Source organism: Bacillus sp. PK5-006, assembly GCF_054161415.1.
In genome coordinates, this window is sequence record NZ_CP096414.1 from 831,186 (window position 1) to 844,884 (window position 13,699).

The 13,699-nt window shown below is 42.4% G+C and carries 11 protein-coding genes; 10 read left to right on the forward strand and 1 reads right to left on the reverse strand.

Annotation, left to right across the window (positions count from 1 at the left end; genetic code table 11):
• Positions 1-44: 44 nt before the first annotated feature.
• The 5 genes from essC (at position 45) to M1D84_RS04170 (ending at position 9,562) form a co-directional block, all read left to right on the forward strand.
• Entirely contained in the window at positions 45-4,520 is a 4,476-nt protein-coding gene (essC, locus tag M1D84_RS04150) for a type VII secretion protein EssC (RefSeq protein ID WP_458106421.1), read from the forward strand.
• The gene (gene esaA / locus M1D84_RS04155) at positions 4,517-7,411 is read left to right on the forward strand and encodes a type VII secretion protein EsaA (protein ID WP_332284802.1); all 2,895 of its coding nucleotides are present in this window, start codon (positions 4,517-4,519) and stop codon (positions 7,409-7,411) included. The genes essC and esaA overlap by 4 nt, the downstream gene beginning before the upstream one ends.
• Positions 7,401-7,886 (forward strand): type VII secretion protein EssA, encoded by a 486-nt coding sequence (essA, locus tag M1D84_RS04160; protein ID WP_411209799.1) that lies wholly within the window; start codon positions 7,401-7,403, stop codon positions 7,884-7,886. Before esaA ends, essA begins: the two co-directional genes overlap by 11 nt.
• Before the next feature lie 99 nt (positions 7,887-7,985).
• Complete coding sequence (locus tag M1D84_RS04165) at positions 7,986-8,720, forward strand: (S)-benzoin forming benzil reductase (protein ID WP_029706264.1); 735 nt, start codon at positions 7,986-7,988, stop codon at positions 8,718-8,720.
• A 308-nt stretch (positions 8,721-9,028) separates the two neighbouring features.
• Entirely contained in the window at positions 9,029-9,562 is a 534-nt protein-coding gene (locus M1D84_RS04170; protein ID WP_024423336.1) for an HD domain-containing protein, read from the forward strand.
• Here the strand turns inward: M1D84_RS04170 and M1D84_RS04175 are convergent.
• Positions 9,559-11,046 (reverse strand): esterase/lipase family protein, encoded by a 1,488-nt coding sequence (locus M1D84_RS04175; protein ID WP_225315509.1) that lies wholly within the window; start codon positions 11,044-11,046, stop codon positions 9,559-9,561. The genes M1D84_RS04170 and M1D84_RS04175 overlap by 4 nt on opposite strands.
• Positions 11,047-11,222: 176 nt before the next feature.
• Between M1D84_RS04175 and M1D84_RS04180 the strand changes: the two genes are divergently transcribed.
• From M1D84_RS04180 to M1D84_RS04200, 5 genes are all read left to right on the forward strand, one after another.
• Positions 11,223-11,459, forward strand: coding sequence for a YuzF family protein (locus M1D84_RS04180; RefSeq protein WP_024423334.1), 237 nt, complete (start codon positions 11,223-11,225; stop codon positions 11,457-11,459).
• Positions 11,460-11,642: 183 nt separating this feature from the next.
• Positions 11,643-12,746 (forward strand): AI-2E family transporter, encoded by a 1,104-nt coding sequence (locus tag M1D84_RS04185; RefSeq protein WP_024423333.1) that lies wholly within the window; start codon positions 11,643-11,645, stop codon positions 12,744-12,746.
• Positions 12,747-12,812: 66 nt separating this feature from the next.
• Entirely contained in the window at positions 12,813-13,034 is a 222-nt protein-coding gene (locus M1D84_RS04190; RefSeq protein ID WP_003213446.1) for a spore germination protein, read from the forward strand.
• A gap of 98 nt (positions 13,035-13,132) precedes the next feature.
• Positions 13,133-13,354, forward strand: a complete 222-nt coding sequence (locus M1D84_RS04195) for a spore germination protein (RefSeq protein WP_024425952.1) — start codon at positions 13,133-13,135, stop codon at positions 13,352-13,354.
• A 96-nt stretch (positions 13,355-13,450) separates the two neighbouring features.
• Positions 13,451-13,699 carry a YueH family protein gene (locus M1D84_RS04200; RefSeq protein ID WP_024423330.1) on the forward strand — a complete coding sequence of 83 codons (249 nt, stop codon included), beginning with the start codon at positions 13,451-13,453 and terminating at the stop codon, positions 13,697-13,699.

Below are 13,699 nucleotides of genomic sequence, written 5' to 3' on the forward strand. Positions count from 1 at the left end.
GATACAACTGACAGTTGGTGCTGTCCCATGAGGAGGTGGAGCGTTTGAGTCTTCTTTGGGTTTTTTATGAGGAGGATTATCAAACTGTCCGTTTAGATGAACAGTTCAATCGAGAAGCTCTGATTGGACCTGAAATAGAGCATACAGTGACAATCCCTTCACTTTCGTTTGATGAAGGGGTCATTCGTTTATCTCCTGATGAACCGAATGATGGTTTTACTATTTATCAGGGAGATGAGAAGAAAGGCAAATTACTTCCACATGAACCATATCAGCTTGGTTCACTCACACTTATTTTAATGGATGCACATCATGATCAACATATTTATTACCTAGGAAATAGAGTGGAGCTGTCTTTTTCACGTGAAGAGAAAGATGAGATTGATGTGTGGAAAGAACAAGCTCATTCCATGTTTCAAGATGCCAGCCAGTTCACTTTAGAGAAAATCGAAGGAACATGGTATGTCATGCCTCAGGACGAGACGATTTACGTGAACGGAAAGAAAATCCACGGTCCAGAGAAGATTTATGCAGGAGATGAGCTGTTCTGGAACTTTCTGACGGTGACATTTAAAGATGATGATTTATTACAGGTGACAGCATACGAACCCTTTCATACACGTTTGGAAAAAACAAGACCGCCAAGTACAGAAACAAAACAAAAATACCCTTCATACAGACGTACACCGCGTTTGATTTATGATTTGCCAGATGACCGGGTATCCTTTAGCTTTCCTTCGCAGGAGAGTGAAAATAATAGCAGAGGGCTTTGGCTTGTTGTCCTTCCGCCGCTTGTGATGCTCCTTGTGATGGGGATTGTTGCCCTTATCCAGCCGCGTGGAATCTTTATTATCGTGTCAATGGCGATGTTTATCATGACGTTAATTACATCGTCCGTTCAATACTTTAAGGAAAAATCACAGCGCAAAAGACGAGAAGAGAAGCGGCAGCGTGTCTATTCTCTTTATTTAGAAAATAAACGAAAAGAGCTGCAGGAGCTGTATGACCGCCAGCAATATATTTTGACGTATCATTATCCGTCATTTGAACAAATGAAGTATTTAACATCAGAAATCAGCGGACGCATTTGGGAAAAGACGCTTGTGAGTGACGACTTCTTGCACCTGCGTCTTGGAACAGGCGCAGTCCCATCAAGCTATGAATTATCGATGAGCGGCGGCGATATGGCCAATCGAGATGTTGATGACTTAATGGAACAAACGCAGCACATGCAAAAAGTATATCGTGAAGTGAAGAATGTCCCGATTACATTCGGTCTTGCGGATGGTCCAACAGGATTAATAGGGAAGCCTGCGATTGTGAAAAATGAGCTTCATCAGCTAGTTGGACAGCTTGCTTTCTCGCACAGCTATCACGATTTGAGATTTGTCTTTATCTTTCATGAGCAGGAGTATGAGAATTGGGAATGGATGAAATGGCTTCCGCACTTCCAGCTGCCTCATACATATGGCAAAGGGTTTATTTACAACGAACAAACACGCGATCAGCTGTTGTCCTCTATTTATGAAATTTTACGCGAGCGTGATTTAGAAGAAGAAAAAGAGAAGAAAAATTTTACGCCTCATTTTGTGTTCATCGTGACAAATCATGAGCTCATTGCCGAGCATGTGATTTTAGAATACCTAGAAGGCAGCCGGACAGATCTTGGTATCTCCATCATCTTTGCAGCAGAAACAAAGGAAAGCTTAGCTGAAAATATTTCGACGCTTGTCCGTTATATTAACGAAGAAGAAGGAGATATTCTCATTCAGCACAAGAAGGCAGTACGAATTCCGTTTCAGCTTGATACACATCAGCGCGGGGACAATGAACTGTTTGCCAGAACACTGAGAACATTAGATCATCAAGTCGGTATGACCAATTCGATTCCTGAGACGGTCTCATTCCTTGATCTTTTCCATGCCAAACAGGTAGATGACATTGGCATTCGTGAAAAATGGCTGACTTCAGAAACGGCCAAATCATTATCAGTTCCAATTGGTTATAAAGGGAAAAACGACATTGTCGATCTGAACCTGCATGAAAAAGCACATGGCCCGCACGGACTGTTGGCGGGAACAACGGGATCAGGGAAAAGTGAATTTTTACAGACGTATATTTTATCGCTCGCTGTACATTTTCACCCGCATGAAGTTGCTTTTCTGTTGATTGACTATAAAGGCGGCGGAATGGCGCAGCCGTTTCGAAATATTCCTCATTTACTTGGAACGATCACCAATATTGAAGGCAGCAAGAACTTTAGTGAAAGAGCGCTTGCCTCAATTAAAAGTGAATTGAAGAAAAGACAGCGGCTGTTTGATCAGTATCATGTGAATCACATCAATGATTATACGAAGCTTTACAAGGAGAAAAAGGCTGAGCAGGCAATGCCTCACTTGTTCTTAATCTCTGATGAGTTTGCTGAATTAAAAAGTGAAGAGCCAGACTTTATTAGGGAGCTTGTCAGCGCTGCACGTATTGGCCGAAGCCTCGGGGTCCATCTCATTTTGGCTACCCAAAAGCCAGGCGGGGTCATTGATGATCAGATTTGGAGTAACTCCCGTTTTAAGGTCGCACTAAAAGTACAAGATGCGTCAGACAGTAAGGAAATTTTGAAAAATAGTGATGCAGCGTCCATTACCGTCACAGGCCGCGGTTATTTACAAGTGGGCAACAATGAAATTTATGAATTGTTCCAATCGGCTTGGAGCGGTGCACCATATATGGAAGATGGCTACGGCTCAGAAGATGACATTGCCATTGTGACAGATACTGGTCTTATTCCGTTATCAGGGGTAAGCACAGAGCCAGCAGTGAAAAAAGAGACAGTGACGGAGATTTCCGCTGTTGTGGATGAAATTGAACGTATGCAGCAAGAGCTTGGAATTGAGAAGCTGCCAAGTCCATGGCTTCCACCGCTTGAGGAACGTATTCCAAAAACACGTTATGCGTCGAGTGAAGAGCATGTCTTCCATTTTGCGCTTGTCGATGAACCAGATCAGCAAAGCCAGCATCCACTTTCTTATCAAATGATGGAAGATGGGAACATTGGCATCTTCGGTTCCTCCGGCTACGGCAAATCACTTGCTGCCACAACACTGCTGATGAGCTTTGCGGAGAGGTATTCACCTGAAGAATGGCACGCATATATTTATGATTTCGGAAACGGAACATTGCTTCCGTTAGCTAAACTGCCGCATACGGCGGATTATTTCTTAATGGATCAGATGAGAAAGATTCAAAAATCAATGAAGCGTCTGCGGGAAGAGGTTGAATATCGCAAGCGCTTATTCAGACAGCAAGAAATGAGTCATATCAAAATGTACAACGCCTTAAATGAGAAAAAGCTTCCGTTCATTTTTATCGTGATTGACAACTTTGACATTGTCAAAGACGAAATGCATGATCTCGAATCTGAATTTATTCAGCTGAGCCGTGACGGACAATCACTAGGTATATACTTCTTGATTACAGCAACCCGGGTAAATGCAGTGCGTCAATCGCTGATGAACAATCTGAAAACAAAGATTGTCCATTACTTAATGGATCAAGGAGAGGCGTACTCGATTATTGGCAGACCGAAATTCAGCTTAGAGCCGATCCCAGGACGAGTCATTATTAACAAAGAAGAGCTTTATTTTGCGCAAATGTTTCTGCCAGTTGAAGGAGAGAACGATCTCGAATTGTTTGAGCATTTGAAACAAGAGATACAGATTCTTCATGACCGCTTTGAACCATCCGAAAAACCAAAGCCTGTGCCAATGCTTCCTGATAAGCTGACAGTTTGGGAGCTTGAGAGTCGTTTAGATGAACAAAAACCGCCTTATGACATTCCAGTCGGATTAGATGAGGAATCTGTGGCACCTGTTTATTTTGACTTGAAAAAGAATAAACATTGCCTCATTATCGGTCAAACGCAGCGCGGGAAAACAAATGTGACAAAACTGATGCTCGATCAGCTTTTAGTGGCAAAGCCTGAAAAGCTGGCTGTCTTTGATTCAATTGATCGAGGTCTATCCCATTATGCAAAAGAAGAGAACATTGATTCCCTTGAAACAAAAGATGATATCACCGAATGGGCAGAAGAAATGGACCGCATATTCAAGGTGCGGGAAGAAATGTATGTCGAAGCTGTGCGCCAAGGGGAGACCGATCAGCTGTCATTTCCTCAAATTGTGCTTGTGATTGATGGCATTACGCGTTTTCAGCAGACGATCGATCCGCGTCTTCAAGATCAATTGGCTGATTTCATGAAGTCATATGCACACTTAGGCTTCAGCCTGATTGCATCAGGGAATCATACCGAGTTTAGTAAGGGCTATGATGCACTCACAAACGAAATCAAACAAGTTCGTCATGCTATGTTACTCATGAAAAAATCAGAGCAAAACATCATACCGCTTCCGTATGCAAGACAAGAACCAGAGATTCAGCCAGGCTTCGGGTATTTGGTTGAAAACGGAAAAGAGAAGAAAATCCAGGTTCCTTTATGTGCGGTAGAAAGGAAGAGTGTTCAATGACAGAGCAGCAAAAAAGCTCCATCAAAATCGTATCCACCATGATATTGATTCTTGTGCTGCCGGTTTTATTTTTCCACCTGATTGGAGATGACCCGGCAAAACAGAAGAAGAATGCCACGCGAAATATTGCAGTGGTCAATGAGGATATGGGAGCGAGCGAAAGTGAAAACACGGCTCGTTTCGGACAGGATGTTGTGGCAGCATTGTCAGAACGTCCTGATTATACATGGACTGTAGTGAATCGCAGTGCGGCGGAAAATGGACTGAAAAACAGAAAATATGACGCTGTCCTTTATATTCCGTCTGATTTCTCTAAAAATGTGCTGAGCTATGATAAAGACCATCCTGAAAAGGCGTCCATCCAATTTTCGATTCAAGATCAGCTCAATGCAGTCAATAAAGAGAAAGTGCAGAGAGAGCTGGAAAATGCGCAAAAGAAAATGAATGAACAGATGTCGACGCTATACTGGAGTTTTGTATCACAGGAAATTGGCAATGTGAGAGAAGAATTTGAGCATATTGTCGGCAAAGAAGTTGAATTCCAAAACACGATGTACAACTTCTATAAACCGAACTCAAACAAACTATCAGATGCCGTCCAGCAGCAGAAGAAACAAATAGAAGAATTAAAAAATGCGATGGCCGATTCACAGAAACAATATAAAGACGGCTTGAGTACAACAGAAGAAGCAAAGAACCAATTAAAGGACTTTGTGAAAGTAGTCGATCAATACCAGCAGTATCAAGATAAACAAAAGGATCTCTTGATCAAAGCGCAATCAGCAAGCCAAAAGCAAATCCAGCAAGGGCTCAAACAACTCGCTGACATTCAAAACCAAAATGCCCGCAGCTTTAGTGATCAAATGGGCGGACTCAAAACAGACATCAACGGGGTACAAAGTCAGCTGAAAACAACGGACAGCGCCATCCAATCTGTTCAAAAGGCGAGAGAAGACGTTATTCCTAAGCAATCCACGGGGTTAACGGAACTTGTAATAGCGTCTCAGAAGGAACTGATTAAAAACTATGAAGATCGTTACTTAGAAGATTATCGAAATAAAATATCAGACTTGCAGACAAAGCTATTGGCAAAAAGGCAAGAGTTAATGGACGAGCCTGAACCGCCAGCTGACTCTGATGAAGACGGACCATCAGATCAAGATAATGAAAACCCAGAAGAGATTGGGATTAACCTAGATGAAGAAACAAATGAGCTCTCACAAATTTCAACAGAAATGAACGATCTTGCGGATCAATTAGCAGATCAGGAGACACCGCCTACTGGAGATAACAATGATGATAATACAGGTGATGATCCTGCTCAGCCAGATACCGGGAGCACGAATACATCGCAGGATGACCTAAAAGCACTCTCAACTCGCTTAGATGAAGTGAAAAAGAAAATACAAGAAAAAGCGGACGCTCATAACGACGAATTAAAAGACAAAGTGAGTCAGATGAGTAAAGAGCTTGAGACCCTTACGAAAAAAGTAGAAAAGCTTGAAAAGACTATCCTACGGTTACAAGATCGATATAACGTCATTCCGAATGAAATCAAAAATCAAGAATCATCCATTGTAAGCAAAGTAAAAGAGCTGAAGCGCAGGAACTCACCGATTAGTAATGCCTTTAGTGATCATCTTTTTGAGAAAAAGTTCGAAACAAAATCAACAAGAACTAAAAAATTAATGGACTATTCAAATCAACTCTCTCAGCTAGAGCTGATGATCGCAAATGTCTATCAACCATCTAATAACTCTTCTCTATATGACGCAAAAGAAGAGAATATCCAATCCATCCTCTCCATCAAAAAAGAAGAAACAGAAAACTGGGATAAGCTCAAAAACCAGATGCTGACATCAAACGATGATGTGTCTACTTTTATTGATGAGATGCAGAAGTTTTCAGATGGTTATGCGGAGTACATTACGACTCAGCAGGCAAGTATGGAACAGGAATTACAGACAATTTCTGAAAGTGCGGACAATGTAGCTGAGCAAATGGCTGATCAAGGAGATGCGGTGTATACAGCAGACCTTGCAGGCAGTTCAATTGTTGTCAGTGCACAGGATTCAATTGGTCAGGAAGTGCTTCGTCTTTCTGAAAATATGAGTTCGTTAACCGACCGCCAAAAAGGGGTGGCGGATTATACGAATAACATTGAAGAGAGTGTCACAACAGTTCAAGAAAAAGCAGATACGCTGAATGAAAACTGGAGCAAGAATGTCGACTCTACAAAGCTTGTTCAGCAAGATTTAAAGGGTATTTTAGGAAATACATTAAGTGATCAAGGCAACAGTAACTATGTGTATAACCATTTAGCCAATCCGCTGAAAATCAGCGGCGATGTGCCGGAAGAAAAAACGCAGACCGTACCGCCGGTCGTCATTTTGGTCATTGTGATGATCAGCAGTTTGTTAATTGGCTTTTTCAGCTCGTATTATGCGTCAGCTCCGATGCTGGTCAAAGGTGCGCTGTTTGGCATCTTGAATCTATTAGTCGGACTCATGATCAGCTTGTTTGGACTGAACATTTACAAACTTGCAGATGATCAAGCCATTCAATGGTCGATCTTCACCATTTTGTTATTAGTGGCGTGCTCTGCCTTTATTCGCACGGCTTTCCTATTCGGTTCTATTGCCGGGTGGATGGCAGCAACAGCGCTGATTTTCTTCTTTGTCGCACCGTTAATTGATTTGGTGATGCCGAATTTCCACTTTACCAATCCAGTGACAGACGTGTACCTGTCGATTCAATATGGAAATGGAGACACCTTTGGAATGGGCGTCACAGGGTTAGTGATTTTAACTGTTCTTTTCATGGTCGTACCGCTTGTGAAAAAGCTATGGAAAGATAAAACAGAGGAACGTGATGTGACTCATGAAGCTTAATCTATTCGTGAAAGGGACGGCACTCGCTGCCGTTTCCCTTTTTCTCCTCATCCCTGCTGCTTTCGCTGCTGGTGAAGATACGGATACGAATGTCAAGCCGAATGAATATCAGGAAAAGGAACTCAATATTAACTCGAGTATATTGAGGGATCAAACGAAATACGAACAAAGCAAAACGACATCAACAATCAAAACAGACATTCATTTTGCTAAACCGCCTAAAGCCCGGGGGGGATCTCTTTCTCCGCAGTTATTTAGTGATCTAAAGGAGAACCCGCCCAAAACACCAGCTCGTATGATGAAAGAGATGAATATCTCTTTTAGTGATTCGGCTGTATCAGCACCTTCTGAGGATGAACATGAGAAGCAGACATCGGCACTGCTTCCGATGATCTTTGGTTTCTTGATAGCCCTTGGTCTCGTTGTGATGATCATTCTGATTCCAAAGGTGAATGTGAAGGCTGAAAAGAAATAGTCTGTCTCTTTTAATAGAGGCAGGCTTTTCTTTATGCAGATTGCTTGCTGTCATACCGTTTCACTACGTAAAATAGTGATATCAAGGGAGGAGATTGTCATTCGAATTTCAATCGTTACAGGCGGATCAAAAGGTTTTGGCTTAGCACTTGTGAACAGGCTGCTTTCACGCGGGGATCATGTGTACACGGCAGCAAGAAGTGTATCGCCGATATCCCATCCGAAGCTCACACATACCCAGGTTGATCTGACAGATGAAGAAGCAGCGGCCAAATGGCTTCAACATAGTCTCACGCCGCAAACTCTGGCAGATGCTGATGACATCTTACTTGTCAACAATGCAGGAATGGTCACACCTATCAAGCGCGTTGGACAAGGCGGACAGGATACACTTCATCAGCATTACAAGCTGAATCTTGTCATTCCTGTTTTGCTCAGCCATGTGTTTGCCAAGCAGACTCAATCATTTAACGGAAAGAAAACGATCGTTCATCTCTCTTCTGGAGCGGCGAAAAACCCATACAAAGGCTGGAGTGCGTATTGCAGTTCAAAGGCAGGACTCGATATGTTTATGAGGACTTTTCATGAGGAACAACAGGACGAGGCGCATCCGATCAACACGTTTTCCTTTTCACCCGGCACGATCGATACAGATATGCAGGGGGAAATTCGGAAATCATCAAAACAAGACTTTGAACAAATAGACCGTTTTCAGCAATTATATGAAACAGGCACGTTAAAGAGCCCAGATGAAGTCGCACGTATTTTGCTCGATCTTTTAGCGGGTGATCCAGCTGGCGGATGTGTCTACGATGCACGTGAGTATGGGAAATAGCAGTCATAACGACGGCTGCAGCGTGAAGACAAACCCTCGCATTCGGTGTCAGGCCTGCGTGCCGGTGCTCACGAATCTCAAATTCGCTCCGCGCCAGTACTCGGCCTTCCTAGACTTCAAGGGTTTTCATATCACGCTGAAAAGGAGAAAAAAAGCAGTCATAGCGACTGCTTTTTTCGTATTGTACAAGCAAAAACAGCTCATTTGACATAAGCTATTCTTGAGACTCATAGAAAATATAACAGAACATTTGAGTTTCTTTTCAGAATATGTTAGGATGCTAAAAATATAGATAAGGAGGGGTTTCCATGAGAAAGGTTACATTAATGGATGTTTACACCCATCCAGTCGCTCAAAAATATTTAAATCGTTCAGGAAAAGCCCATGCGATTGCTTGTGCTTATCACGCATTCAAACTGGCGGTGCAGGCTGGTATTAATCCAGATCTCGCTGTGAAAGCAGCTCTCTTGCATGACATCGGCCACTATGAATGGTATACAGCTGGCGGAGAATGGGATTACGAGACATATAGACGGAATGATATTCATGCCATTAAAGGCGCAGAGCGGGCTCACAAACTGCTCATACGCCTTGGTGAGGAACCAAAGGCAGCCAAAGATATTGCGCTTGCGATTCTGCTTCATACAGATTCATATTTGCCAGAGGGCGACCTTCATAAGGACACACTTCAGCAAATCGTCAAGAAAGCAGATGAAATGGATGAAGAGCCTGGCGGACATCACCATTACAGACAAATAGACGAATCACTTGCAATGAAAAAAATCACGGAATTGGATCAGAAAGTGCAGCAGGCACTTCAGCCCATGAAACGTTCTGTTTAGTATGGAACGTCTCCATGAATATTTCCATCCTGATCGACATACAATGTGCGAATAACGGTACGGTTAAATGCAGATGTACCTGATGCAGTGAGTCCGGTGTAATGAACCGTGACAGAATAAGCACCTTCTTTTTTCAATTGATCAGCTGATGAAGCAGTTGTCTTGAGAGGATGATCTTTTTGGGCATCCTTAAAGTAAAAGGTTTCTACTTTCTTGCTTAACCGTTTAATCAGACCGCTTGAATGGGTCGATGCATCATCCCCTGATTTCGCTGCCTCTGCTTTGATTTCTTCATTTAATGGTGAATCAAAGGATACGAGCAGCAAATAAGGAGCCTTTTTTCCTGAATTTGATCGAATCGTCCATTTTCCAGGAACGGGTTTATTGATTTGCACATGGTGCGTATATGCGCCTTCATATGGGAAAGATGCTTCCGATGTCTTCAGATTTGTTAAGACGTCTCCATTTGGGGCGATGATTTCTGGCCGCGTCTCCTGTCTTTCATTTAACCAATGAATCGATAAGCCATTCGTTCCTTCCTCTACATAGAACGCTTCTGTTTTCTCCTTTTCACTTTCACCGCCTTTCACATAAATATCTGTATTCAGCTCAGTAGAGTTCGGGCTCTCTATATTTTCTTTTTCAGCGCTTGCGGCATTTGCCAGCAGCTGATGCTGAAACACAGGGAACATGCTTGTGCCGTTTTTAATTGAGTTGTGATCCCATTTCCCTGTTAAAATATTGTTTGCATATGATAGTCTTGTGCTGCTTACCGTGACGGCGCCATCGTTTGCGCCAAAGCTCTTTAAATACATGCCTCCTAAGTACAGCACCCCGCCAAATGTTCCCCATTCCGATCCCGAATACGTGATGTATTTATGAGGAAACTTCTCCAGCTTGTCGGTTTCACTTCGAAAAGCCGCCATGAGCCCCGTTTGCAAAGAATAGAGCGCGTCGCTTTTTTGTCCAAGAATTTCCGCGAGCCAGCTTCCGCCCTTGCTATACGCTAAATCTGCCAGCGGCGTCCCGTAATGAGGGGAGCCGAGTGTGATGACCTTCTCTACATATGGATGGGCATTGTGATACACGAGTGCGGATTGTGTATCCACCCCGCCTTTACTATGACCAATCACAATGAGTTTTCGACCGAACACATCATAGATTTCTTTTAACTTTTCTGCTAATAGTTTGCCATTCTTTTTCGTATCCTGATCTGGATACAAATCTATGAATGCGCTTTCGTATCCGTTCAGAACAGCTTGCTTTGCCATGTCGTTTCGGTCGAACCATGTGGAGGAGGAGCTGTTAATGCCGTGAACAAAAACAAGCGGCGGTTTTGACTCGTCTTTTTGAACCGGCTCTTCTCCTTTAAACCACTTCCCTGGTGTCCCAGGCTCATCCCCAATTGATCCTGCATACGCATAACTTGCAAAGGAAAAAAAGAGCATGACAGCAGCGAGACAGATGAGTTTTTTCAAGATCATTCACCTCTTCAAATGTTTTAAATTGTTGGCAGCACCAATCTATTATACTTCCAAAAGATGTAAAATAACATAAAATGTTAAAATATGGTATTTATGTTGTGGGTTTGCCCTGAGTGACATTCACATGGGTCATTGCATACGCTGTGGGTAAATACACAAGTAAAGGGGCAGGTAGGATGGCACAACAAGGAAGTCCACAGCTTGTTTCATTAGTTGATCCATATGTTTATCAAACATTGCAGAAAGTAATCGGTATGAGATTAATTGTTCAAACAGTGAAAGATACGGTGCGTGGAAAATTGAAAGAAGTCATGCCGGATCATATTGTCATTGAGGCAGGGGCAAAATCAGTTTTTTATGTGCGGATCCAGCAAATTGTATCGGTGATGCCTGATCACAGTGAAAGAGTGTAACAAGCAGACGCAAAGGTGTCTGCTTTTTTCATGCTTACAGAATGTATATCTGGAAAAAGTGCATGATATACCAATTGTTCTTTTTTTTACAAAAAATAAGGTTCTAAAACAAGAAGCAGTTGACAGAAGGTGGGTTGAATAGTAGTTTTTTAATAAGATCAATACGTAACAGGAGGAGCATCTTTGTTAAAATCTAAAGTTCATTTTTGGACATTCCAAATATTACTTGTTTTACTCATTGTTTATGTATCAACAAAGGTTTCGTTTTTATTTCAGCCGATTATTTTATTTGCATCCACCTTGTTTGTTCCCATCTTGCTGGCTGGAATTCTCTTTTTCATCTTTAATCCAATTGTTCGATTTTTGTCCAAGAAAATTCCTAGGACACTTGCTATCCTGATCATTTATCTTTTGTTCATCGGACTCATCACGTTCATTGTGAATGCTGCGGGACCGGTTATTGTCACGCAGGTCGGTGGACTTGTCAAAAGCTTCCCTGGTTATGTGACTGATATGCAGAAATTTATCAACGACTTCTCGCATTCTAAAACATTCACTTGGATGATGAACCAAGATTATGTCTCCGTCTCGAAGTTTGAACAGACAATTGTTTCAACATTAAAAGGTTTGCCGGAAAATATTGCTTCAAGCATGTCTGCTGTGTTTGGCGTGATTGCCAATATTGCTTTAGCTGTGATCACAGTTCCGTTCATTTTGTTTTATATGTTGAAAGACGGACATAAGTTTCCGGACAAGCTCGTTCAATTTTTGCCAATGCCTTACCGTAAGGAAGGGTTGAAAATCTTTAAAGAATTAAACGATACACTTGCGGCTTACATACAAGGGCAGATTGTTGTCTGTTTATTTGTTGGAGTGGCTTGTTTTATCGGATACTTATTAATCGGTGTGAAATATGCGCTCATTCTCGGCATTATCATTGCGGTCACAAATGTGATTCCGTACCTTGGGCCATATCTTGGCGCGGCACCAGCTGTGCTTATTGCGTTTCTTGATTCGCCTGGAAAAGCGGTGGTGACAGTCATTGTCATTCTTGTCGTTCAGCAAATTGACGGAAATGTCATTTCTCCATTGATCATTGGAAAACGCCTCAACACACATCCTTTGACCATTATCCTGCTATTAATTGGGGCAGGAAGCTTTGGCGGAATCCTTGGCATGATCTTTGCGGTCCCTGTCTATGCACTGCTTAAAGCTATCACCTTGAATATTGTCAGATTGGTGCAGCTGCGTCAGCGATCTCGCAAAGAACAGCATTTAAACGTCTAGGACAGATGCACACCTTTTCCCTACTTGCATAAGATGATTGAGATAAGCAGATAGGGGGAGATTCTGATGCCTGCAATCGTTGGACCTATTCATATCGAGTCGTTAGGAGGAAACGGTGCAGCTACTTTCGGTGATGTCCTGGCCATTGCTCCTTTGGCTGTAGACCACTCTACTGGCGGTGCGGGAGCCTTTAATTCAGGTGATTATATGTCACTTACAAGTGATCCGAATGCCACGATGCTTTGGGACTTTACTTTGTTTGGCCAGCCTCAATCATTTAATGCATAGGAAGACAGCTGATACTCACAGATCAGCTGTCTTTTTTATTTTTCATACACGTATTTTTGAGCTGGGCATATGATGTGGGGAGAAAAGGTGGTGGAAAGATGCCAGCGATTGTTGGACCTATTCATATTGACCGTGTGATTGGAAATGGTTCTGCACATTTCGGTGATGTTTTTGCCATTTCGCCAAAAAGTGTCGATCACTCCGCCGGTGGATCAGGTACCTATAATGCAGGGGACTTTGTCCAATTTTTTAGCAGTCCAAACGTTACGTTTATGTGGGATATAGACCTGATCAGCCAGCAAAAGAGCTTTAATGCATAGCCAGCTTTGAAAGGGAATTCCTTTTCAGAAGCTGTCTTTTTTTATGGTACAATAGATATGGATGTAAGAAGAAAAAAGAGGTGTGAATTGAGTCAAATGAAAATTAGAAAAGCACACATCACAAGCGGACAACCAAAGACCTACAATGTATATTTACATGAAAATAAAAAAGAATATAAAACGCTTGTAGCCGTACCTGACATTGAATGGAGTATTTCCATTGCGTATGAGGACGAAAAGGAGCAGCTCATCCATACGCTTGAACAATCCTTAATGGAAAGAGTAGAAACAGACGAAGCCCGTGACCTCGCACTCAAAATTGTGCACTGGGTCACAGAAATGTAA

Bases quoted from the DNA above. Each gene is read 5' to 3' on its own strand.
- M1D84_RS04195 (WP_024425952.1), top strand. From the start codon at position 13,133: ATGCCAGCGATTGTTGGACCTATTCATATTGACCGTGTGATTGGAAAT.
- M1D84_RS04200 (WP_024423330.1), top strand. From the start codon at position 13,451: ATGAAAATTAGAAAAGCACACATCACAAGCGGACAACCAAAGACCTAC.
- M1D84_RS04190 (WP_003213446.1), top strand. From the start codon at position 12,813: ATGCCTGCAATCGTTGGACCTATTCATATCGAGTCGTTAGGAGGAAAC.
- esaA (WP_332284802.1), top strand. From the start codon at position 4,517: ATGACAGAGCAGCAAAAAAGCTCCATCAAAATCGTATCCACCATGATA.
- M1D84_RS04180 (WP_024423334.1), top strand. From the start codon at position 11,223: ATGGCACAACAAGGAAGTCCACAGCTTGTTTCATTAGTTGATCCATAT.
- M1D84_RS04175 (WP_225315509.1), bottom strand. From the start codon at position 11,046: ATGATCTTGAAAAAACTCATCTGTCTCGCTGCTGTCATGCTCTTTTTT.
- M1D84_RS04170 (WP_024423336.1), top strand. From the start codon at position 9,029: ATGAGAAAGGTTACATTAATGGATGTTTACACCCATCCAGTCGCTCAA.
- essA (WP_411209799.1), top strand. From the start codon at position 7,401: ATGAAGCTTAATCTATTCGTGAAAGGGACGGCACTCGCTGCCGTTTCC.